The following is a 22,733-nucleotide window of genomic DNA, read 5'->3' as shown; positions in this document are numbered from 1 at the left end:
TTTGCCGTAATCGTGGTGATGCTGTCCTTCAGCCCAGCATGTGTTCTTCGGCGATCCAGGCGCGCAGGCGTTGGCGATGCGGCTCGGACATGGTCAGGAAGCGGAAGCCGGCCCAGGCCTGTCCGGGTGCGTGCGCGGCTTCGGTCCACAACAGATGCACGCCGACATCGATCTCGGTGGCACGGCCGATGCGCTCGGGCAGGCTGAAGCGCAATTGATACAGGGCGTCGTCATGCAGCGGAACCGAGGCCAGCAGCAGCATGCCGGTTTCCGAGACATTGCCGACCCGGCCGATCTGCGCCTCGCTGAGCATGTCGGTCACCGGTAGCAGGTCGGACGGCTGGCGGCGCGGTGCGCGGCGGGTGTCCTGAATCATGGGTTGGCCTCTGCAATGGGCGCCTGGCCGGCCAGGCTGCGCAGCGTGCGCACGGTGGCATGCCAGGCGCGGTCGATCAGCCGCGATTTCTCTTCGACCAGCAGGCGCGCCTGGCCGCCGGCCATCAACCGCGACAGGCCATCCAGCGAGTGCTCGGCGACCTTTTGCCCACGTTGATTGACGAACAGCGCGTTGCCGGTCATCGGGCTGTACCAGGACAGCCGTTGCCGACGCAGGTCGCCCTGCTGGTTGATCACGAACTCGAACCAGCTGCCGAACGGCAGGCTGCGCAGCTGCGTGTAGCAGGCCTCTTCGGTCGGCGAACGCGGGCCGGCGACGTCCTTGCGCGGTGCGCTGTCGCCCTGGTCGCCCAGCCGCGTGCGCGCCTTGAGCCTGGAAGCGAGTTCGGTGCGCGAGGTCATCTCGTCCTCGCCGCCGGGCGTGGACAGGCGCCGCGCAATCGCCGCCGCTTCATCGTGGTGATAGCCGACCTGCAGCAGCGCGGTTTCGATCTCGGTGCCGAGCGCGATGTCGGCAGGTTGCCCCTTGCTGCGGCAAGTGACTTCGGCGATACGCGCGGTCAGGGCCTGGCGCTCGTCCCATTCGGGCGATTGCTCGCCCTGGCGCAGCAATGTCAGCGTCAGCACGTCCGACCATGCCTGACGCAGCAGCGCCTGCACGAAGCGCGGCGGAACGCTCTGCTCGCACAACTGCTCGATGCGCGCCTCGGCCTGCTGCTTGGCCGACTCCAGCCGCTCCTTGCCGCGCGCCGCATCCACATGGCGGCGCTCGGCGAGGTCGGCCTTGCGCGCCGAGGCGCGCAGATGCGCCTGGATATCGTCGTTGGCCGCGGCGAATACGGCCTCGTCGCCCTGGTAGTCGTTGACGATCCGGTCCACCGCGCTGCCCAGCTTGTGCAGCAACTGCGGGTCGACGTCGTCGTCGCCCAGCCAGACCGCGCCGGACTCGGCCACGGTGTTGAGCAATTCGCGCACCGGGTGCTGGTCGCGCACGAAGAAATGCGTATCGGCCAAGGCCGCGCGCACCACCGGCACCTGCAACTTGGCGAGCAGGGCCTGCGCCGGGGTCTGCTCGCGGACTTCGCGTTGCATCTGCGCGTAGAGCAGGCCGAGCAGATCGAAGGTGTCGGTGTCCTGCGGCGACAGCGCGGCGTCGGGGCCGTGTTGCGCCCGCAGCAAGGCAAGCAGCTGGCGCTGCACCGCATCGATGCCGCTGGGCTGCGCCGCCGCTGCTGCCTGTGCCGCCAGCGTGCCCTGCAGGCTGGCCAGTGCGTCGCTGACGGCTGCCTTGGGCACGGCCGAGGCGGCGAGCCGGGGAGATGCTTTTTCGGGTGTTGTCTGCGCGCTGGCCGCAGGCGCTGCGCCGTGATTTGCAGAGCTTTGATTCGCCGCTGCGCCTAGGTTACCGGCTGCCTGCGACTGACGCGCCGACGACATCAGGCCGCCGAGCGCCTGCACTGCATCGCTCAGGGCAGGTGCTGTCTGCTCACCGTAGGTCGCCCCTGCCAGTGTCATCGGCAGAGCGGGCGGATCCAGTAGCACGCTCTGCCACGGTGTCGGTGCCGATTGCCCGCTCCAGCCGGTTGCAGGCCGCCCGTTGCGCGGCGGCAGCGCGCGCGCGCTGGCGGCCGCAGCATCCTTCGGTGCGGTGGCTGCTGCGGGCGGTGCGCGCCGCGTCTGCACCTGGGTGGGCTTGACCAGGTAAGGGTGATAGATCAGCCCCGGCAGGATGCCCTCCTGCGCGAGCGTGCCGTTGGCGCGCTCGTACAGATCGTTCAAACGCTCGATGACCTGACGCTCGAACACGCGGTACAGCGTCAGCTGCCCATCCAGGCTCAGTCCCAGCGTTTCGCCGCACTGGCGCAGCACGCGGCACAAGGCGTACGGGCCGAGCGGCACTGCTTCCAGTTCGAACTCGGCCACCGCGCCGATCACCGCCACCCGCTGCGCCAGCAATTGCAGCGCATCGGCGCGGCGGGAGGTCTCACGGCGCGCAATCTCGCTGAGCACGATATCGCGATCGATATCGGTGTCCTCCACTAGGGTGAGCATCTGCGGATGCGCCGATACATCGGCTATTGGCATCAGCGACGGGCGATCGCGCAGCGTGGCCAGGTCCTGCGCCAGTTGCTGCAGGAACGCCTGCGGAAACCGATCGATGTGGTCACGCAGGCCGCGCGTCTGCGCATAGGTTTCGGCCTGGATCTGGCTGTTGCGTGCATGCTCGGCCTGATGCAGCAGCTCGCGTTCCAGCTCGACGATGGTCAGCCGCAGCGGCCCGCTGAGCGCCTGCACGCAGTGCGCGTGTAGCGCGGCGAGCAGGCGCCGCCCGCGCGCGGAAACCGGCGCATCGGCGAGCGGGCTGCTGAGCGTGTGCTGCAGGGAGGAGGCGGGAGTGGACATCCGGGGGAGGCGGGCTCGGTGCGAGGCGTGAGCTATGTAGCATGTTTTTCCGCCGGGCAGCGACCGCGCGGGCGCATGACGCGGCTTGCCCGCTACGGTCGCTACCCTCATACGAGGGCGCGTGTGACGCAAAATCGCTGGATCTACGCGCCAGTGCTGTCGCGTGCGCTACCGATCACGGCGCGGCGTGCTGGCTGCTGTGCCGCGCCGCGATCGCCGCGATCAGCCCAGAAACAGCTCGACCACGTCATTGGTGAAGCGGCGGCCCAGCTCGGTCGGCACCACGCGTCCGTGCTGCGCGGTCATCCAGCCTCGCGCGATCGCACGGGCCACGGGCAACTCGATGACCGACGCGGCCAGGCCGGTGGAGACTTCGAAGTCGCGCAGGGCGAAGCCCTCGTGCAGGCGCAGTAGGTTGAGCATGTATTCGAACGGCAGCCGCTCGCGCGGCACGATCTCGTCGCCGCCGATCGACGCCGCGCTGCCGGCGCTGGCCAGGTAACTCTGCGGATGCTTGTGCTTCCAGCGTCGCAGCACATGCTGTTCGGCGCCGGAACTGATCTTGCCGTGCGCCCCGGCGCCGATGCCCAGGTAATCGCCGAAGCGCCAGTAATTGAGATTGTGCGCGCATTGCCGCCCGGGCCTGGCGTAGGCGCTCACTTCGTACTGCGCGTAGCCGGCCTCGGCCAGCAGGCGCTGGCAATGCTCCTGCATGTCCCAGGCCGCATCGTCGTCGGGAATGCCCTTGGGCGGCCGCGCGAAGAACACCGTGTTCGGCTCCAGCGTGAGCTGGTAATGCGACATGTGGGTGGGCTGCAGCGCGAAGGCGCGTTCGAGATCGCGCTCGGCCTGTGCCAGGGTCTGCTCGGGCAGCGCGTACATCAGGTCGATATTGAAATTGTCGTAGCCGGCGTCCTGCGCCAGCTTGATCGCACGCTCGGCCTCGGCACTGTCGTGGATGCGACCCAGCCGCTGCAGCGCCACATCGTCGAAGGTCTGCACGCCGAAGCTCAGCCGGTTCACGCCGGCGGCGCGATAGCCGTCGAAGCGGCCATGCTCGGCGGTGCCTGGATTGGTTTCCAGGGTGATCTCCAGATTTGGTGCAAAGCGCAGCCGCGCGGCGGCGGCTTGCAGAAATCTGTCGATGGCTTCGGGCGGAAACAGGCTCGGCGTGCCGCCGCCGAAGAACACCGAATGCACCACGCGTCCCCACACCAGCGGCAGGTCCGCATCCAGGTCGCGGATCAGCGCATCCACGTAGTCCTCGAACGGCAGGGCGCCCTTGGCCGCATGCGAGTTGAAATCGCAGTACGGGCATTTGCGCACGCACCAGGGCAGGTGCACGTAAAGCGACAGCGGCGGTGGAATCAGGTCGGGCACTGCGTCAGGCCAGGGTTCACAGCGACAGGGCGTGCAGTTTGTGCTGCAGCGTGGCCAGCGCCACCGCACGGTGGCTCAGCCGGTTCTTCAGCGCGGTATCCATCTCCGCAGCGGTCAGGCCATGCAGCGGATCCAGGAACACCGGGTTGTAGCCGAAGCCGCCGGTGCCGCGTGGTTCGGTGGTGATCACCCCTTCCCAGCTGCCTTCGGCGATCAGCGGTTGCGGATCTTCCGGGTGACGCAGCAGTACGATCACCGCGTAAAACCGCGCGCTGCGGCGCTCGGCCGGCACGGCGCGCATGGCGTCGAGCAGCTTGGCGTTGTTGGCCTGCGCATCGGTCGGGCTGCCGGCATAGCGCGCGCTGTACAGGCCGGGTGCGCCGCCGAGCGCATCGACGATCAGGCCGGAGTCGTCGGCCATTGCCGGCAGGCCGGTGACCGCGCTGGCATGGCGTGCCTTGATCAAGGCGTTCTCGACGAAGGTCAGGCCGGTTTCCGGCACATCGTCCACGCCGAGCTCGCCTTGCGCCACGATGCGTAGCGGCAGGTCGGCGAGCATGGCACGCAGTTCTTCCAGCTTGCCGGCGTTGCCGCTGGCCAGGACCAGTTGTTTCATTGCTTGGGCTCCAGCAGGTCCCACTTGGTGCCGTACAGATCGCGGAACACCACGACCGTGCCGTACGGTTCCTCGCGCGGGGTTTCCAGGAATTCCACCCCGAACGCCTGCATCGCCGCGTGGTCGCGCCAGAAGTCGTCGGTGTAGAGAAAATGATCCACCCGCCCCCCGGTCTGGTCGCCGATGCGCGCGCGCTGGGCGGCGTCGGCCGGCTGCGCGAGCAGCAAGCCGGCGTCCTGCGCGCTGCCCGGGCCGATCACCACCCAACGCTTGCCGTCGCCAAGTGCGCGATCCTCCAGCACCTGGAAGCCCAGCGCACCGGTGTACCAGGCGATCGCCGCGTCGTAGTCGGCGACCAGCAAGGTGGTCAGGGCGATGCGCCGGCTCATCCGGCCAGTGCAGCGCGTTGCAGGGCGAACAGTTCGCTCATGCCTTGTTCGGCGAGTGCGAGCAATGCGTTGAGTTCGTCGCGGCGGAAGGCGTGGCCTTCGGCGGTGCCCTGCAGCTCGATGAAGCCGCCACCGTCATTCATCACCACATTCATGTCGGTGTCGCAGTCGCTGTCTTCGGGATAGTCCAGATCCAGCACCGGCTCGCCGCGATAGATGCCCACCGACACCGCGGCCACGGCGCCGATCAGCGGGTGCTTCTTGATGTCGCCGCGCTTGAGCAGCAGGTTCACCGCATCGGCCAGCGCCACGTAGGCGCCGGTGATCGCGGCGGTGCGGGTGCCGCCATCGGCCTGCAGCACGTCGCAGTCCAGGGTGATGGTGCGTTCGCCCAGGGCATTGCGATCCACGCAGGCGCGCAGTGCGCGGCCGATCAGGCGCTGGATTTCCAGCGTGCGTCCACCCTGCTTGCCACGTGCGGCTTCGCGATCGGAACGGGTATGGGTGGAGCGCGGCAGCATGCCGTATTCGGCGGTCACCCAGCCTTCGCCTTTGCCGCGCAGGAATCCGGGGACGCGGTTTTCCACGCTGGCGGTGCACAGCACGCGGGTGTCGCCGAAGCTGACCAGCACCGAGCCTTCGGCGTGACGGGTGAAGGCGCGTTCGATGCGCACCGGGCGCAGCTGGTCGGCCGTGCGGCCGCTGGGACGGGAAAAGGTCATGCGATGAGTCCGGAAGTCGGGAGGTGGGTCTGGGTCGGCGCGTGGCGGGGCGGTCAGCCAGCGCGGGCCGCTAGGGTACCATTCGCGCTTTGAAGGCATGGGACTGACGATGATTCGAAGCATGACCGCGTTTGCTGGTGGCGAACGCATCACGCCCTGGGGCACGCTCGGCTGCGAGCTGCGCTCGGTCAACCATCGGTTTCTGGAAGTGGGCGTGCGCCTGCCCGAAGAACTGCGTGCGCTGGAGCCGCTGCTGCGCGAGCGCGTGGCGGCGAAAAACAGCCGCGGCAAGCTGGATCTGGCGCTGCGCCTGCGCGCGCCGGACAACGCGCAGACCCTGGCCGTGAACGAATCGCTGCTGCAGGAACTGGGCGCACTGGCAACGCGTCTAGATGGGATGTTCCCCAAGCTGCAGGTCGGCTTCACCGAGTTGTTGCAGTTGCCCGGCGTGCTGCAGGTGCAGGACGTGGACGCACCGGCGTTGCAGGCGCAGGCCCTGGCATTACTGGACGAAGTGGTGGACAGTTTCGTCGCCGCGCGCGAGCGCGAAGGCGGCAAGCTGGCCGAGGCGATCAGCGAGCGGGTCGATGCCATCGAACGCATCGCCGCCGAGGTGCGCACGCTGATTCCCGTCATCCGCGAAGGTCAGCGTGCCAAGCTGGCCGCCCGGCTGGCCGATCTGCCGCATCCGGTGGACCCGGGGCGCGCCGAGCAGGAACTGGTGCTGTGGCTGCAGAAGCTGGACGTGGACGAAGAGCTTGACCGCCTGTCCAGCCACATCGCCGAGATCCGCCGCGTGCTCAGGCAACGCGAGCCGGTCGGCCGCCGCCTGGACTTCCTACTGCAGGAATTCAACCGCGAAGCCAATACGCTCGGCTCCAAGTCGGTGGACAGCCGCACCTCCAACGCCGCGGTGGATCTGAAGGTGCTGATCGACCAGATCCGCGAGCAGGTGCAGAACATCGAGTAGCCGGGAGTGGTGATTGGGGATTCGGGATTGGTCGACGGCCATCCCGGGTTTCAGCGGGGCGCGGCCAATACCGGTAGCATATCGACCCCGGTGGTACCGGTCCGCAGCCCGTTCGCGAATCCCGACTCCCCAAGCCCGAATCCCTGACCCTATGCGCGGCACCCTCTATATCGTTGCGGCCCCTTCCGGCGCCGGCAAGAGCAGCATCGTCAACGCCACCCTGGCGCGTGATCCCAAGATCGCCTTGTCGATCTCGTTCACCTCGCGTGCGCCGCGGCCGGGCGAACGGCATGCCGAGCACTACCATTTCGTCTCCGCCGACGAGTTCCAGGGCATGATCGAAGCGGGCGACTTTTTCGAATACGCACTGGTGCATGGCGACTGGAAGGGCACCGCGCGGCAGTCGGTGGAGCCGCAGCTGGCCGCCGGTCACGACGTGCTGCTGGAGATCGACTGGCAGGGCGCGCGTCAGGTGCGCCAGAAGGTGCCCGACGCGGTCAGCGTGTTCATCCTGCCGCCGTCGCGCCAGGCGCTGGACGAGCGCATGCGCAAGCGCGGCCAGGACAGCGAGGACGTGATGGCGCAGCGTCTGGCCGCCGCCCGCGAAGAGATGCTGCATTTCGAGGAGTTCGACTACGTCATCATCAACGAGACCTTCGACACCGCGGTCTCGGAGATGTGCGCGATCTTCACCGCCAGCCGGCTGCGCCGGCAGGCGCAACAGCAGCGGCATGCGGAGTTGATCCGGGCCTTGCTGGACTGAGCGGCTCAAATCCCTGATTCCAAAGGAAACTGAATAGGCCCAGGTTGCCGTGACGGCGGCCCGGGCGTACACTCCGCCCCCTTTCCCTCATTCGATGCGCGGCCGTTGCTGGTCGCCGGGAGCCCGCATGGCCCGCATTACCGTAGAAGATTGCCTGGAAGTCGTGAACAACCGTTTCGAGCTGGTCATGATGGCGTCCAAGCGCGCCCGTCAGCTCGCCAACGGCGTGCAGCCGTTGATCGAAAATGCCGACGCCAGCGACAAGCCCACCGTGATGGCACTGCGCGAGATCGCCGCACGCCGGATCGACAACGCGCTGATCGACGAAGTCGAGAAGGCCGAGCGCGAACGCGCCGAACGCGAAGCGCTGGAATGGGCTGCTGCCGAAGTCGTTGCCGACGAAGACATGTCCAAGAACGACGATTGATTGTTCGCATCGCTGCGATCGATCTGAACAGCCCGCCATGTGCGGGCTGTTTTCGTTTCGGGCCCGCTTTGTCGCCTGCGGTGTGCAAACGTTTGCCGTGACTGCGTTGCTGGCATAGTCTTCCGGCATGAACCCAGGCCCCACTGCCCAGGCGACCGTCGTGACGTCTCCGTCTTCCGACCAGGCCATCCCCGACTACGTCCTGCACCTCGAACGCGCGGCCAGCTACCTTCCCAAGGAGCAGCTGCCGATCCTGCGCCGTGCCTGGGAAGTGGGCGCCAGCGCGCATGCCGGCCAGACCCGCAAGTCGGGCGAGCCGTACATCACCCATCCGGTCGCGGTGGCCGGCGTGCTCGCCGAGCTCGGCCTGGACATGGAATCGCTGATCGCCGCGATCCTGCACGACACCATCGAAGACACCCCGCTGACCCGCGAAGAGCTGGCGTCGGAATTCGGTGAAGCGGTGGCCGAGCTGGTCGATGGCGTCACCAAGCTGGACAAGCTCAAGTTCCGCGACCGCCAGGAAGCGGCGGCGGAGAGCTTCCGCAAGATGCTGCTGGCGATGTCGCGCGACCTGCGCGTGATCATGATCAAGCTGGCCGACCGCCTGCACAACATGCGCACGCTGGGCGCGCAGAGCAGCGAGGCGCGCAGCCGCATCGCGCGCGAAACGCTGGAGATCTACGCGCCGATCGCCCAGCGCCTGGGCATGAGCCTGATCAAGTCCGAGCTGCAGAATTTGGGCTTCCGCGCGCTGTATCCGTGGCGTCACGCCATCATCGAAAAACATATCCGCAGCCAGCCGGTGGTGCGGCGCGAATCGATGGCGCAGGTGGAAGTGCAACTGTCGCAGCGGCTGGCCAAGGAAGGGCTGGAGCATCGCCTGGTCAGTCGCATCAAGACGCCTTGGAGCATTTATTCCAAGATGCACGAAGAGAACAAGTCCTTCGACCAGGTGATGGATGTGTTCGGCTTCCGCCTGGTGGTGCGCTCGGTGGCCGATTGCTATCACGCGCTCGGTGCGGTGCATGCCACCTTCAAGCCACTGGACGGGCGTTTCCGCGATTTCATCGCCATCCCCAAGGCCAACGGCTATCAGTCACTGCACACCGTGTTGTTCGGCCCGTACGGCTCGCCGATCGAAGTGCAGATCCGCACCGAGGAGATGGACCTGATCGCCGAACGCGGCGTGGCCGCGCACTGGACCTACAAGGTCGGCTCGGCCTCGCCCAACAGCGCGCAGAGCCGCGCGCACGACTGGATCGTGGAGTTGATCGATTCGCAGCGTGCGGCCGGCTCGTCGCTGGAGTTCCTGGACAACGTCAAGGTCGACCTGTTCCCGGACGAGGTCTATCTGTTCACGCCCAAGGGCAAGATCCTGGCGCTGCCGCGCAACTCCACCGCGCTGGATTTCGCCTACGCGGTGCACACCGACGTGGGCAACCGCGCGGTCGCCTCGCGGGTGGACAAGAAGCTGGTGCCGCTGCGCACCAAGCTGGCCAGTGGCCAGGCGGTGGAAATCATCACCGCGCGCTCGGCCACGCCCAAGCCGCAGTGGCTGGAGTTCGTGGTCAGCAGCAAGGCGCGTACCGCGATCCGTCACCAGCTCAAGCAGCTTGAACATGAGGACGCCGTGCAGCTCGGCCACCGCATGCTCGATCGCGCGCTGGAAGCGATGGACAGCTCGCTGGAGCGGTTGCCCAAGGGCCGCCTGGACGCCTTCCTCACCGAGCATCGCTATCCCCGCCTGGAAGCCTTGCTGGCCGACGTGGCGCTGGGCAACTGGATGCCGACCCAGGCCGCGCAGGCGCTGATGGCCTACGCCGAATTGCGCGGTGGCGGCCACTCCAAGCATTCGCACGAAAAGATCCTGATCGACGGCAGCGAGCGCGGCGTGATCAGCTTCGCCAACTGTTGCCAGCCGATTCCCGGCGACGAAATCATGGGTTACCACACCGCCGGCAAGGGCATCGTGGTGCACCGTCTGGACTGCCCCAACCTGGCCGAGCTGCGCAAATCGCCCGAACGCTGGGTGCCGATCGACTGGGACTCGGGCGTGACCGGCGATTACGACACCGCATTGGTGGTCGAGGTGGAAAACCGCACCGGCGTGCTGGCCCAGCTGGCTGCGGCGATTGCGCAGAGCCAGTCCAATATCGAACGCGTGGATTACCTGGACCGCGATTTCAACGCCGCGGTGCTGCGCTTCAACATCCAGGTCCGCGACCGCCGCCATCTAGCCGAAGTGATGCGCCGGCTGCGGCGCCTGCATGTGGTGCAGAGCGTAGGGCGGCAGTAGCGGCCCGGGTGGCGGCGCGCTGAGGCCGCCCGCGCAACAGCCTGCACTGATGCGCCGACGCCGTGTCTCGGGCCTGCCGCGGCGGCAGGTAGCGAGCGCCGCGCGCGTGCTCGGTCAGGCTCCACGCCGCCCTTGCAGCGCGATCTGTCCGGTACGCCAGCACGGTGTCTGGCGATCTTCGCAAGATGCGTGGCAACAAGATCGTGCGCAACAGTCGAGCAAATCCGCACAAACGCCTAAACTGCAGCACACATCTTTGCAGTGGAGCTTCCATGTCCCAGATCATCCATACCGACCAGGCGCCTGCCGCCATTGGCCCATATTCGCAGGCCGTGCGTGCCGGCAACACGGTGTATTTCTCCGGGCAGATCCCGCTGGATCCGGCCACCGGCGAGATCGTGCCGGGCGATGTTGGCGTGCAGGCACGCCGCGCGTTCGACAACCTCAAGGCGGTGGCCGAAGCCGCCGGTGGCTCGCTCGACAAGATCGTGCGTTTGGGCCTGTACCTCACCGATCTCGGCCAGTTTGCCGCCGTCAACGCAGTGATGCAGGAGTATTTCCAGGCCCCGTTCCCGGCGCGTTCGACCATCGAAGTCTCCGGCCTGCCCAAGGGTGCCGGCTTCGAGGTCGATGCGGTGATGGTGCTCGACTGATCCAGCTCGGCTGACCCGAGCGCCCTGCCGTGCCGCGCGCAGCGACCGTCACCCCGCGCCTGGCCGTCGCAGGCCAGGCCTCGCTTGCCAGCCTGCCCGGCGTCGGCCCCAAGGTGGCCGAGAAATTCGCTGCGCGCGGCATCTCGACGCTGCAGGATCTGTGGCTGCATCTGCCGTTGCGCTACGAAGATCGCACCCGGCTGACCACGATCGCGCAGTTGCAGAGCGGCGTGCCGGCGCAGATCGAAGGGCGTGTGGATGCGGTGGAGCGCGGCTTCCGTTACCGGCCAGTGTTGCGGGTGGCGGTCTCGGACGAGTCGCATGGCAGCGTGGTGCTGCGCTTCTTCCATTTCCGCGCGGCGCAGGTCGCGCAGTTCGCACCGGGCACGCGGCTGCGGGTGTTCGGCACGCCCAAGCCAGGACAGAACGGCTGGGAAATCGTGCACCCCAGTTACCGCGTGCTGGCACCGGGCGAGGACGCCGGCCTAGGTGACAGCCTGGATCCGGTCTATCCGGTGCTGGAAGGCGTGGGCCCGGCCACATTGCGCAAGCTCATCGGCCAGGCGCTGGAGCGCTTGCCGGCCGAGGCCGCGCTGGAACTGCTGCCGCCGCACTGGCTGCAGGACGAACAACTGCCCTCGCTGCGCGCCGCGCTGCTGACGATGCATCGCCCGCCGGTGAACACCGACCCGCAGCAACTGCTCGCAGGCGGTCATCCGGCCCAGCAACGCCTGGCGATCGAAGAATTGCTGGCGCATCAGCTCAGCCTGCGTCGCCAGCGCATCGCCTTGCAGCGCTTCCGCGCACCGCTGCTGCCTGGCAACGGCACCCTGGTACAGCAGCTGCGCGCGGCATTGCCGTTCCAGCTTACCGGTGCGCAGCAGCGCGTGTTCGCGCAGATTGCCCGCGACCTGGCAAAACCGTCGCCGATGCTGCGGCTGGTGCAGGGCGATGTCGGCAGCGGCAAGACCGTGGTCGCCGCATTGGCCGCGATGCTGGCGGTGGAGCAGGGCAAGCAGGTCGCACTGGCTGCGCCGACCGAGCTGCTGGCCGAGCAGCACCTGACCAATCTACGTGGCTGGCTGGAACCGCTGGGCGTGCGCATCGTCTGGTTGGCCGGCAAGGTCACCGGCAAGGCACGCGCTGCGGCAATGGCCGAGGTGGCCTCCGGCCAGGCGCAGGTGGTGGTCGGCACCCACGCCCTGATGCAGGACGCGGTGGTCTTCCACGATCTGGCACTGGCCATCATCGACGAGCAGCACCGCTTCGGCGTGCATCAGCGCCTGGCCTTGCGCGACAAGGGTGCGGCCGCCGGCAGCGTGCCGCATCAGTTGGTGATGACCGCCACGCCGATCCCGCGCACCCTGGCGATGTCCACCTATGCGGATCTGGATGTCTCGGCCATCGACGAACTGCCGCCCGGGCGCACGCCGGTGCAGACCATCGTGCTCAGTGCCGAGCGTCGGCCGGACCTGGTCGAGCGCATCCGCGCCGCCTGCGCCGAAGGGCGCCAGGCGTATTGGGTCTGCACCTTGATCGAAGAAAGCGAGGAGCCCGGCAAGGGCGCGCCCAGTGGCCCGCCGAGGATCGAGGCCCAGGCAGCGGAGGCCACCTTCGAAGCCCTGTCCGCGCAATTGCCCGGCGTGCGCGTGGCGCTGGTGCACGGGCGCATGAAAGCGGCGGAAAAACAGAAGGCGATGCTGGATTTCAAGCAGGGCCAGACCGATCTGCTGGTCGCCACCACGGTGATCGAGGTCGGCGTGGACGTGCCCAACGCCTCACTGATGATCATCGAGAATGCCGAGCGCCTGGGTCTGGCGCAGTTGCACCAGTTGCGCGGCCGGGTCGGTCGCGGCGCAGCCGCGTCCAGCTGCGTGCTGCTGTATCAGGCCCCGTTGTCGATGATGGCGCGGCAACGCCTGGAAACCATGCGCCAGACCAACAACGGCTTCGTGATCGCAGAAAAGGATCTGGAGCTGCGTGGCCCCGGCGAATTGCTGGGCACGCGGCAGACCGGTCTGGCCAGTTTCCGCATCGCTGATCTCACCCGCGATGCCGGGCTGCTGCCGCGCGTGCAGGTGCTCGCCGAACGGCTGCTGGCCGAAGCGCCGGACATTGCCGACCGCGTGGTCGCGCGCTGGATCGGCAGCGCGGTGCGTTATGCCGCGGCTTGAGCGGCGGTGATTGGGGATTCGGGATTCGGGATTGGTCAGAGCTGGCTGCTGCGGCCTATAGGTTCGCGTGACCGGCCGATCCTTGCGAAGATGCGGCAACGAATCCCGAATGACCAATCTCCAATCCCATGACCAAAAAGATACCGCTGCTGATCGACACCGACCCGGGCGTGGACGACGCGCTGGCCTTGCTGATGGCCTTCAACGACACCCGGCATGAGGTCGTTGGCCTGACCATCGCCGCCGGCAATGTGGGCCTGGAGCACACCGTGCGCAACGCCTTGAAGGTCTGCGAGATTGCCGGGCGCGACGATGTGCCGGTCTATGCGGGCTGCCCGCAGCCGCTGCTGCATCCCTCGGTGGACGCGGCGCATGTGCATGGCATCGACGGCTTTGGCGATGTCGGCCTGGCGCCGGCCAAACGCACTGCCGAGACCGAGCACGCCGCGCTGGCCATCCTGCGCCTGTCGCACGAATACGCTGGCGAGCTGCTGCTGGTCGCGCTCGGTCCGCTGACCAATCTGGCCCTGGCCCTGACGCTGGATCCGACCCTGCCGCAGCGCGTGGCGCGGCTGGTGGTGATGGGCGGGGCGCTGACCGGGCACGGCAACATCACCGCCGCGGCCGAATTCAATATCGGCTTCGACCCGGAAGCGGCACATATCGTGTTCCGCGGTTTTCCGCAGTTCGACGTGGCCGACTGGGAAGCCACCATCGCGCACGGGCTGCTGCATCGCGATGTCGAGCAGTGGCTGGCAGCTGACTCCGCGCAGGCGCGGTTCTACGAGGAAATTTCGCGCAAGACCCGGCTGTGGTCCGAAGACAGCCGTGGCGAGCACTGGTACGCCGCCGACGCGCTTGCGATGGCGTTCGCGCTGCATCCGGAGGGCGCGCAGCGACTGGAGCAGCGGCCGGTGCATATCGAGCTGACCGGTACCCACACCCGCGGCATGACCCTGGTGGACTGGGAGCGCCGGGATGGCAACCCCGACAACGCCAACCTGCTGCTGGACTACGATCGCCCGCAATTCTTCGGCCTGGTCGCGGCGGCGTTGGCGGCGGGCTAGGGCGATCTTGCGTCGGGCGTCTGGAGGCCGCTATAATGCCCGGCTTATCCAGGCAGCCCGGCGCCAAGTCCATGAAAGATAACGTTCATCCCAGCTACAACGACGTCGTCTTCCACGACGTGACGTCCGATTTCAAGATTCTGACCCGTTCCACCATGAGCTCGAAAGAGACCGTGAAGTGGGAAGACGGCCAGGAATACCCGCTGATCAAGGTGGATATTTCCTCGGCCTCGCACCCGTTCTATACCGGCAAGCACAAGGTGATCGACACCGGCGGCCGGATCGACAAGTTCCAGAAGCGCTACGCGCGCTGAGCTTGCAGGACGGGCTGTACCAGCAGCGGCCGCGCATTGCGCGGCCGTTGTTTTTTGGGCGGCGGCAACTTCGTTTTCACGCCGTCGACGGGGCGTCTACGACTTCTGTCCAAGCGACGGCCAAAATGTTGCTGTGCGATAATGACGTGATCCGGGGCGATGCCCTGGACTTCCATCACGTGCCTGCCCATTTGGTGACAGGCGCCTTCCACTGAAGGAGCGTACACAGTGTCCGATCTTGATCAGGTCACGCTCAACGCCGGCGACAAGTCGGTTGTTCTGCCGGTTCTCAAGCCCACGCTTGGCAATGATTGCGTCGATATTTCAAAGCTGACCAAAGAAACCGGTCTGTTCACCTACGACTCGGGCTTTACCGCCACCGCCAGCTGCAAGTCGGCCATCACCTACATCGATGGCGACAACGGCGTGTTGCTGTATCGCGGCTACCCGATCGAACAGTTGGCCGAGAAGTCCAGCTTCCTCGAAGTCTCGTACCTGCTGATGAACGGCGAGCTGCCGACCGCGGACGAATTCAAGAAGTTCGACCACGAAGTCACGCATCACACGATGATGCACGAGTCGCTGAAGAACTTCCTCGGTGGCTTCCGCCATGACGCCCACCCGATGGCCATGCTGGCCGGTTCGGTCGCCTCGTTGTCGGCGTTCTACCACGACACCCTGGACCTCAACGATCCGGAGCAGCGCCGCCAGGCCGCCATCCGTCTGATCGCCAAGGTGCCGACCCTGGCTGCTGCCGCGTACCGCTATTCGATCGGCTGGCCGATCCGCTACCCGCGCAACAACCTCAACTACGTTGACCGCTTCCTGCACATGATGTTCGAGGTGCCGAGCGAGCCGCTGGAGATCAATCCGGTGGTGGCCAAGGCGCTGGATCTGCTGTTCATCCTGCATGCCGATCACGAGCAGAACGCCTCGACCTCGACCGTGCGTCTGGTCGGTTCGACCGGTGCCAATCCGTACGCCTCGGTCGCAGCGGGCATCACCGCGCTGTGGGGCCCGGCACACGGTGGCGCCAACGAAGCCGTGCTGAAGATGCTGGAAGAGATCGGCACCGCCGACAACGTCGAGTCCGCCGTGGCCAAGGCCAAGGACAAGAACTCCTCGTTCCGCCTGATGGGCTTCGGTCACCGCGTCTACAAGAACTTCGACCCGCGCGCCAAGATCATCCGCGAGATGACCCACAAGGTGCTGGGCGAACTGGGCGTCAACGATCCGCTGCTGGAAGTGGCGCTGAAACTGGAAGAAGCGGCGCTGAAGGACGACTACTTCGTGCAGCGCAAGCTGTACCCGAACGTCGACTTCTACTCGGGCCTGATCTACAAGGCGCTGAACATCCCGGTGGAAATGTTCACCGTGATGTTTGCCATCGCACGCACCGCCGGCTGGGTGTCGCATTGGCTGGAGCAGCAGGTCGACCCGGAAATGAAGATCGGCCGTCCGCGCCAGATCTACACCGGCTACGACAAGCGCGACTACACCGACGCCGGCCAGCGCTAAGCGCCTGCGGTTGTCTGCTTGAACGAACGCCCCGCATTGCGGGGCGTTTGCTTTTGCGGGTTGGCGTTGTGGTCAGTGGTCACGCGTCATGGCGCTGCGATCAGCGCGTGCGCGGCAGGGCGTCGCCACCATCCCCTTCTGCCAGCAACTGACGCAACTGGGCGGCCGAGGCGCGCTGCATCGGTTTTTCGTCCAGCTGCGATAACGGTGCCTGGCGCAAGGCATCGTACGGCAGCACGGTCAGGTCGAAGGTCAGTTCCTCGGCACTGAACAGCCACACCGGAAACTCGGCCGTGCGCTCGCGGTCCAGGCGCAGCCGGCGCGTACGCGATTCGGCCGGAATGCGGTGTTCTTCCAGGAAGCGCTGCACGGCGTCGGCATCGTCGCTGTGCAACTGCAGCTGCACTGGCGCGTTGGCGTCGGCCGTGCCATCGAGCACCGGGCCGGCCAGGCGCGGCTGGAACGGGCTAAGAAACTCCAGCGCGCGCAATGCGGCTTCGCGACGTTGGCGCAGCCGCAGCCCGTGCGCAGGCCCGGCGAACAGGCGCTGGTGCTCGCGCAACGCATCTTCGATCTCGCGGTTGCGCGGCAGCGATGCGTCGTCGTGGATGCCCAGCCGGCTGGCCGCCTTGAGCTTGGCCTGATGAAAATCACGGATGCCACCCTCGGCCATCAGCCGGGCCGCTTCGTGCGCCAGGCGATGGCGACGTTCTCGGGTTCGCGTATCGGCGTGTTCGCGCGCGTGATGCATGACCGGGCTCCCCTAATGAACCTGGTTCGACTCTACAACAGCGGCATGAAGAGGTGGCGAATGCCCCGTGTTTCCCTGCAAGGGCAATCACGCGATGGCGATTGCCCGGTCCCTTCTACTGCAGCCGGAGACAGTCGATTCCGCGGACCCGATCGGGGAATCGGGCGGACGAAGCCGTTCCGATTCCCCAATCCCGATTCCCGAATCCCCGCCCTCAAAAGATATCGAAGGCCTTCTCGTCCTGCTGTTCCTGCAGGCCGTAGTCGTAGTCCTGCAGGCGATCCAGGTCCTCGTTCTTCACCCATTCCACCGCACCATTGAGGGTGGCCTGGGTCATGCCGTCGGGCGGGTCGTTGGCGGCGATCGGCTTGTCCTTCAGCGCCACGCGCATGTAGTCGATCCAGATCGGCAGTGCCGCCTTGCCGCCGTACTCGCGATAGCCGAGCGAACGGAAGTCGTCGCGACCCACCCACACCGTGGTGGCATAGGGACCGCCGAAACCGGAGAACCAAGCGTCACGGTGATCGTTGGTCGAGCCGGTCTTGCCGCCGACGTCCTCGCGCCCCAGCACCTTGGCCGCGGTGCCGGTGCCGCGCTGGACCACGTCGCGCATCATCGAGACCAGCTGGTAGGCGGTACGCTCGTCGATGGCGCGCGGCGCGATCTTGGTTTCGGCAGTGGCTGCCGGGGCGGTCTCTGCCGGCGTGGCCGGCGTTGTCGTGGTCGGTTCGATCGATTTGGGCAGGGCGGGGGCGCCGAAGTTGAAGCCGTCCACCACCTGGCTCACCGGCGCGACATTGCCGCCCTGCAAGGCGCAGGTACGGCAGGCCACCGCCGGCACTTCCTTGAAGACCACATTGCCGTCGCGGTCCTTGACCTCGTCCACGATCCAGGTCTCCACTCGCGAGCCGCCATTGGCGAACACCGCATAGCCACGCGCCACCGACAACGGCGTCAGCGAGGCCGTGCCCAGCGACATCGACAGGTTGGGCGGCAGCTCAGCTTCCTGGAAGCCGAACTGGCTGATGTACTTGCGTGCGAAATCGACGCTGATCGCATCCAGCAAGCGGACCGAGACCAGGTTGCGCGATTGCACCAGCGCCTCGCGCAAGCGCATCGGGCCGCGGAAGCCACCGCCATCGTTCTGCGGCGACCAGGTCTTGCCGCGGCGGTCGCGGAACACCACCGGCGCATCGAGCACGATCGAGGCCGGGTTGAAGCCTTTCTCGAACGCGGCCGCATACACGAACGGCTTGAAGCTGGAGCCCGGCTGGCGGCGCGCCTGGGTGGCGCGGTTGAACTTGTTGCCGGCGAAGCTGAAACCGCCAACCAGCGCGCGCAGCGCACCGCTGTTGGCATCCAGCGACACCAGCGCGGCCTGGCCGCGCGGCAACTGGTCGATGATCCACTCGCCCTCCTTCTCGCCGGCGCGGATGCGGGTCAGGTCGCCGCGCGTCAGCAGCTTGGCCGGCGTCTTGTTGGTCCAGCGACTGGCGCTGGCCGGCAAGGTCAGCTCGGTCTTGTCGCTCTGCACGACGGTCACGCCGCCGTCGGCATTGGTGCGTGCCACGATCACCGCGCGCAGGCCGCCCTGGGTGAACACGCCGGACAGATGCTTGGCCAGTGCCGCGGCATCCGCATCGGCGGCGACATCGAAATGCTGCTCCACGCCATGCCAGCCGTGTCGGTGGTCGTACAGGCGCAGGCCTTCGGCAACCGCCGCATCGGCGCCGGTCTGCAGCGTGGCATCGATGGTGGTGGTGACGTGGTAGCCCTTGTTGAGCACATCGCCGCCGTACTTGGCGATCATTTCCTGGCGCACCAGCTCGGCCACGTACGGGGCGTAGACCTCGACCGGCGGCTCGTGCGGCTTGGCGTGCATCGGCACCGCCTTGGCGGCATCGGCTTCGGCCTGGCTGACAAAGCCCAGGTCGGCCATGCGTTGCAGCACGTAGTAATCGCGGCGCTCCTGCGCGCGTTCCGGATTGCTGATCGGGTTGCCGCTGGACGGGAACTTGGGGATGCCGGCCAGCGAGGCCATCTCGTCCAGGCTCAACTCGCTCATCTTCTTGCCGTAGTAGTACTCGGCCGCAGCACCCACGCCGTAGGCGCGGTTCCCGAAGAAGCTCTTGTTGAGATACAGCTCAAAGATCTCGTCCTTGCTCAGCTCGCTCTCGATCTTGCGCGCCAGTAGGATCTCGGCGAGCTTGCGGGTGTAGCTGTATTCGGAACTGAGGAAGAACTGCCGTGCCACCTGCTGGGTGATGGTCGAACCACCCGGCACGCGTTTGGCGTCGGTGCTGGCCAGCAGCCACACCGCGCGGGCGATGCCCTTGTAGTCCACGCCGCCATGTTCGTAGAAGCGCGCGTCCTCTGTCGCCAGGAAGGCCTGCTTCAGGCGCAGCGGCACGTCCTTCATCTGGACGGGGTAGCGCCGGGTCTCGCCATAGACGGCCATCAGGCGGCCGTCGCTGGAATAGACGTACATCGGCTCCTGCAGCTCGACCTGCTTGAGCGACTGCACGTCCGGCAACTTGGAGGAAATGGCGTAATACAGGCCGCCGGCAGCAATAGCGCCAAGCAGGGCGAGCACCACGAACGCGGCCAGGATCCAGCCCAGCCAACGGCGAATACGGGGCATGTAAGAGAGATTCCGATTGCAGATTTCTTGGTCACAGAGTATAGATGACGCCGGGTTTGGCTGGGGCCGAACTCTGGGGATCGCAGGAAACAGCACTGGGGTCACGTCGCGGGGCCATTGCCTTGCGCGTGAAGGGCTTGTCACCTGTTAAAATTTAATTATTAATACGAGGGCGCAGACAAGCGTCCAAGTGCCCATCGGCAGGGGAGTTTCCGTGGGGCTTCTACCCAAGAGTCAATCGCCACTGATTGGTGTCGATATCAGTTCCACTGCGGTCAAGCTCTTGCAGCTGTCGCGCAGCGGGAACCGTTTCCGCGTGGAGCATTACGCGGTGGAACCGTTGCCGCCAAATGCGGTCGTGGAAAAGAACATCGTCGAAGTCGAGGCGGTTGGCGAAGCGATTCGTCGCGCCATCAACCGTTCCGGCAGCAAGGCCAAGAACGCCGCAGCTGCGGTGGCCGGGTCGGCGGTGATCACCAAGCTGATTCCGATGCCGGCCGATCTGGACGACAGCGATCTGGAAGCCCAGGTCGAACTGGAAGCCACCAACTACATCCCGTACCCGATCGAGGAAGTCAATCTTGACTTCGAGGTGCTCGGCCCGATGCCCAACAGCCCGGACATGGTCCAGGTGCTGCTGGCGGCCTCGCGTTCGGAGAATGTGGAACTGCGCCAGTCCGCGCTGGAACTCGGTGGCCTGACCGCCAAGGTGATGGACGTGGAGGCCTTCGCGGTCGAGAACGCCTTTGCCCTGGTCGCCAGCGAGTTGCCGGTGGCCGCCGACGCAGTGGTTGCGCTGGTGGACATCGGCGCGACCATGACCACGCTGAGCGTGCTGCGCTCCGGTCGCAGCCTGTATAGCCGCGAGCAGGTCTTCGGCGGCAAGCAGCTCACCGACGAGGTGATGCGCCGTTACGGGTTGACCTACGAGGAGGCCGGCCTGGCCAAGCGTCAGGGCGGCTTGCCGGAGAGCTACGAGGTCGAAGTGCTGGAGCCGTTCAAGGAGGCGACGGTGCAGCAGATCAGCCGCTTGCTGCAGTTCTTCTACGCGGGCAGCGAATTCAATCGCGTCGACTGCATCGTGCTGGCCGGCGGCTGCGCTGCGCTGTCGCGCCTGCCGGAAATGGTGGAAGAACAGCTCGGCGTGACCACCGTGGTCGCCAACCCGCTCGCGCAGATGACGCTGGGCCCGAAGGTCCAGGCGCATGCGCTGGCGCTGGATGCACCTGCATTGATGATCGCCACCGGCCTGGCCCTGAGGAGCTTTGACTGATGGCAAGAATCAATCTTTTGCCCTGGCGCGCCGAGCGCCGGAAGGCGCGCGAGCGTGAGTTCTATTCGATGCTGGGCTTCGCCGCGTTGGGCGGCGTGCTGCTGTCGGTCCTGATCTGGTTCTACTACGACGCGCAGATCAGCGGCCAGACCGAGCGCAATGCCTTCCTGACCGCCGAGATCGACAAGGTCAAGGCGCAGAACGAAGAGATCAAGGAGCTCGACAAGAAGAAGGACCGCCTGCTCGCCCGCAAGAAGGTGATCGAGGAACTGCAGGCCAATCGTTCGCAGATGGTGCATCTGTTCGATTCGCTGGTGCGCACCATCCCCGATGGCGTGGCCTTGACCAACATCAAGCAGGACGGCGACATCCTCACCCTGGAAGGACGTTCGCAGTCCAACGCGCGCGTCAGTACCTATATGCGCAACCTGGAAGGCTCGGGCTGGATGACCAATCCGGACCTGTCGATCATCGAGGCCAAGAGCCAGGACAAGGCCGGGCAGCCCGCGGGACCGTCGATGGACACCAAGACGCTGCCGTACGTGTTCACGCTCAAGGTCAAGCTGGCCAATCCGAACGAGGCCGACAAGAACGGCACCGCACCGGTCGATGCGCAAGCGCCGGGTGCAACGCCAGCCGGTACGGCCCCTGCGGGCGCGCCAGCGGCGGCACCTGCAGCACCTGCGCCTGCCACGTCGCCGGCCGCTGCTCCTGCACCCGTGCAGCCAGCGCCGGCGTCCGCCAATCGGCCGCAGGAGGGGGCGGCGTCATGAGTAAGAAAGCATTCAAGCTCAGCGATCTGGATTTCAACAACATCGGCGGCTGGCCGCAGCAGGCACGCATCGTGTTCTGCGTGGTGGTCGGCCTGTTCATCATGGTGCTGGCCTGGTTCCTGTTGATCAGCGGCAAGCGCGATGAACTCGAAGGCCTGGAAGGTACCGAAACACAGCTGCGCACCGAGTTCGAGACCCAGCAGGGCCGCGCGGTGAATCTGGAGCCGCTCAAGCAGCAGCTCGCGCAGATGGAACAGGTGCTGCAGCAGATGCTGCGGCAGCTGCCCAGCAAGACCGAAATGCCGGATCTGATCATCGACATCTCGCAGACCGCGCTGTCCAGCGGCCTGTCCAACGAGTTGTTCCAGCCGGGCCCGGAATCGCCGAAGGAGTTCTACGCCGAAAAGCCGATCGCCTTGCGCATGGTGGGTAGTTACCACCAGTTCGGTGCCTTCGTCAGCGGTGTGGCGTCGTTGCCGCGCGTGGTGATCCTGACCATGCACGACATCAACCTCAAGCCGAAGGATCCCAAGGCCGGCATCACCCCGCGCGGGGCGCTGGAACTGTCCGGCACGGTCAAGACCTATCGTTATCTGGACGATGAGGAAATGGCCGAGCAGGAGAAGGCTGCGGCCGACGCTGCGAAGAAGGGCGGCCAATGACCACGAAACTGCTCAAGATCCTGTCCTGCGTGGCGCTAATTGCTGTATTGCCGGCGTGTACGCGCGGTGTGACCAGCACACCGGGCGATGCGCCGAACCTGGAAGCCTGGGTCGCCGAAGTGCGCGCACGGCCGGCGCCGCCGTTGGAGCCATTGCCGGTGATGCAGCAGTTCGAGACGTTCGAATATGCCGCGCAATCGATGCGCGACCCGTTTAGCGATGCCTGGGTCAGTGCGGAAGGCGGCAACGGCACGCGTCCGGATCCGAACCGGCGCAAGGAGCCGCTGGAGGCCTATCCGCTCGACGCCCTCGACATGGTGGGGACCATTGGCGGCGGCTCGGGCCTGGTTGCGCTGGTCATGGCGCCCGACAAGGTGACCTACCGGGTGCGGCCGGGCGTGTATCTGGGACAGAGCGATGGCCGGGTCACCGGGGTCTACGAAGACCGCATCGAGCTGATTGAACTTGTGCCGGACGGTGCGGGCGGATGGCTTGAACGGCCGGCCGCGCTCGCATTGGATGATCAATAAAGTGATAGGGGA

Annotated in this window: 21 protein-coding genes; 13 read left to right on the top strand and 8 right to left on the bottom strand. The window is 66.3% G+C overall.

What is annotated here, in order from left to right; translation table 11 throughout:
• Window positions 1–28 precede the first annotated feature (28 nt).
• The 6 genes from ABQY74_RS15915 to rph form a co-directional block, all read right to left on the bottom strand.
• Window positions 29–376, bottom strand: coding sequence for a PilZ domain-containing protein (locus ABQY74_RS15915; RefSeq protein WP_349792205.1), 348 nt, complete (start codon window positions 374–376; stop codon window positions 29–31).
• Window positions 373–2,799, bottom strand: coding sequence for a DUF1631 domain-containing protein (locus ABQY74_RS15910; protein WP_349792203.1), 2,427 nt, complete (start codon window positions 2,797–2,799; stop codon window positions 373–375). The genes ABQY74_RS15915 and ABQY74_RS15910 overlap by 4 nt, the downstream gene beginning before the upstream one ends.
• A gap of 222 nt (window positions 2,800–3,021) precedes the next feature.
• Entirely contained in the window at window positions 3,022–4,179 is a 1,158-nt protein-coding gene (gene hemW / locus ABQY74_RS15905) for a radical SAM family heme chaperone HemW (protein WP_349792202.1), read from the bottom strand.
• Between the two features lie 16 nt (window positions 4,180–4,195).
• Entirely contained in the window at window positions 4,196–4,795 is a 600-nt protein-coding gene (gene rdgB, locus ABQY74_RS15900; RefSeq protein WP_349792200.1) for an RdgB/HAM1 family non-canonical purine NTP pyrophosphatase, read from the bottom strand.
• Complete coding sequence (locus ABQY74_RS15895) at window positions 4,792–5,184, bottom strand: VOC family protein (RefSeq protein WP_016903569.1); 393 nt, start codon at window positions 5,182–5,184, stop codon at window positions 4,792–4,794. The genes rdgB and ABQY74_RS15895 overlap by 4 nt, the downstream gene beginning before the upstream one ends.
• Complete coding sequence (gene rph / locus ABQY74_RS15890; protein ID WP_024938119.1) at window positions 5,181–5,906, bottom strand: ribonuclease PH; 726 nt, start codon at window positions 5,904–5,906, stop codon at window positions 5,181–5,183. Before rph ends, ABQY74_RS15895 begins: the two co-directional genes overlap by 4 nt.
• 109 nt (window positions 5,907–6,015) lie before the next feature.
• Between rph and ABQY74_RS15885 the strand changes: the two genes are divergently transcribed.
• From ABQY74_RS15885 to ABQY74_RS15845, 9 genes are all read left to right on the top strand, one after another.
• Window positions 6,016–6,876 carry a YicC/YloC family endoribonuclease gene (locus ABQY74_RS15885; RefSeq protein ID WP_104626543.1) on the top strand — a complete coding sequence of 287 codons (861 nt, stop codon included), beginning with the start codon at window positions 6,016–6,018 and terminating at the stop codon, window positions 6,874–6,876.
• Between the two features lie 151 nt (window positions 6,877–7,027).
• Window positions 7,028–7,639, top strand: coding sequence for a guanylate kinase (gene gmk / locus ABQY74_RS15880; protein ID WP_039525672.1), 612 nt, complete (start codon window positions 7,028–7,030; stop codon window positions 7,637–7,639).
• Between the two features lie 127 nt (window positions 7,640–7,766).
• Window positions 7,767–8,066 (top strand): DNA-directed RNA polymerase subunit omega, encoded by a 300-nt coding sequence (gene rpoZ, locus ABQY74_RS15875; RefSeq protein WP_002812428.1) that lies wholly within the window; start codon window positions 7,767–7,769, stop codon window positions 8,064–8,066.
• 127 nt (window positions 8,067–8,193) lie between these two features.
• Window positions 8,194–10,365, top strand: a complete 2,172-nt coding sequence (locus tag ABQY74_RS15870) for a bifunctional (p)ppGpp synthetase/guanosine-3',5'-bis(diphosphate) 3'-pyrophosphohydrolase (RefSeq protein WP_039525675.1) — start codon at window positions 8,194–8,196, stop codon at window positions 10,363–10,365.
• A gap of 272 nt (window positions 10,366–10,637) precedes the next feature.
• Entirely contained in the window at window positions 10,638–11,018 is a 381-nt protein-coding gene (locus ABQY74_RS15865; RefSeq protein ID WP_024938123.1) for a RidA family protein, read from the top strand.
• A 29-nt stretch (window positions 11,019–11,047) separates the two neighbouring features.
• On the top strand, window positions 11,048–13,192 hold the full coding sequence (gene recG / locus ABQY74_RS15860) for an ATP-dependent DNA helicase RecG (protein WP_349792197.1): 2,145 nt from the start codon (window positions 11,048–11,050) through the stop codon (window positions 13,190–13,192).
• 128 nt (window positions 13,193–13,320) lie between these two features.
• On the top strand, window positions 13,321–14,259 hold the full coding sequence (locus ABQY74_RS15855; protein WP_104555325.1) for a nucleoside hydrolase: 939 nt from the start codon (window positions 13,321–13,323) through the stop codon (window positions 14,257–14,259).
• A gap of 71 nt (window positions 14,260–14,330) precedes the next feature.
• Window positions 14,331–14,573, top strand: coding sequence for a type B 50S ribosomal protein L31 (locus ABQY74_RS15850; protein ID WP_024938126.1), 243 nt, complete (start codon window positions 14,331–14,333; stop codon window positions 14,571–14,573).
• A 228-nt stretch (window positions 14,574–14,801) separates the two neighbouring features.
• Window positions 14,802–16,091, top strand: coding sequence for a citrate synthase (locus ABQY74_RS15845; protein WP_024938127.1), 1,290 nt, complete (start codon window positions 14,802–14,804; stop codon window positions 16,089–16,091).
• A gap of 100 nt (window positions 16,092–16,191) precedes the next feature.
• On the opposite strand, the gene ABQY74_RS15840 is transcribed toward ABQY74_RS15845, so the two are convergent.
• Both ABQY74_RS15840 and ABQY74_RS15835 read right to left on the bottom strand, forming a co-directional pair.
• Window positions 16,192–16,842: a hypothetical protein gene (locus ABQY74_RS15840; protein WP_102585199.1), complete on the bottom strand. Its 651-nt coding sequence runs from the start codon at window positions 16,840–16,842 to the stop codon at window positions 16,192–16,194.
• A gap of 214 nt (window positions 16,843–17,056) precedes the next feature.
• On the bottom strand, window positions 17,057–19,579 hold the full coding sequence (locus ABQY74_RS15835) for a penicillin-binding protein 1A (protein ID WP_349792283.1): 2,523 nt from the start codon (window positions 19,577–19,579) through the stop codon (window positions 17,057–17,059).
• Window positions 19,580–19,697: 118 nt separating this feature from the next.
• On the opposite strand from ABQY74_RS15835, the gene ABQY74_RS15830 reads away from it, so the two are divergent.
• From ABQY74_RS15830 to ABQY74_RS15815, 4 genes are read left to right on the top strand one after another with little or no spacing between them, the layout of a single operon-like run.
• Window positions 19,698–20,756: a pilus assembly protein PilM gene (locus tag ABQY74_RS15830; RefSeq protein ID WP_039423791.1), complete on the top strand. Its 1,059-nt coding sequence runs from the start codon at window positions 19,698–19,700 to the stop codon at window positions 20,754–20,756.
• Window positions 20,756–21,529, top strand: coding sequence for a PilN domain-containing protein (locus tag ABQY74_RS15825; RefSeq protein ID WP_024938131.1), 774 nt, complete (start codon window positions 20,756–20,758; stop codon window positions 21,527–21,529). The genes ABQY74_RS15830 and ABQY74_RS15825 overlap by 1 nt, the downstream gene beginning before the upstream one ends.
• The gene (locus ABQY74_RS15820; RefSeq protein WP_016903585.1) at window positions 21,526–22,191 is read left to right on the top strand and encodes a type 4a pilus biogenesis protein PilO; all 666 of its coding nucleotides are present in this window, start codon (window positions 21,526–21,528) and stop codon (window positions 22,189–22,191) included. The genes ABQY74_RS15825 and ABQY74_RS15820 overlap by 4 nt, the downstream gene beginning before the upstream one ends.
• Window positions 22,188–22,721 (top strand): pilus assembly protein PilP, encoded by a 534-nt coding sequence (locus tag ABQY74_RS15815; protein ID WP_016903584.1) that lies wholly within the window; start codon window positions 22,188–22,190, stop codon window positions 22,719–22,721. Before ABQY74_RS15820 ends, ABQY74_RS15815 begins: the two co-directional genes overlap by 4 nt.
• Window positions 22,722–22,733: the final 12 nt, after the last annotated feature.

This window comes from Xanthomonas sp. WHRI 7064 (assembly GCF_040202355.2).
Classification (GTDB): Bacteria; Pseudomonadota; Gammaproteobacteria; order Xanthomonadales; family Xanthomonadaceae; genus Xanthomonas; species Xanthomonas arboricola.
The sequence above is the reverse complement of the archived record's forward strand: the minus strand, read 5'-3'. Positions and strand labels throughout refer to the sequence as shown.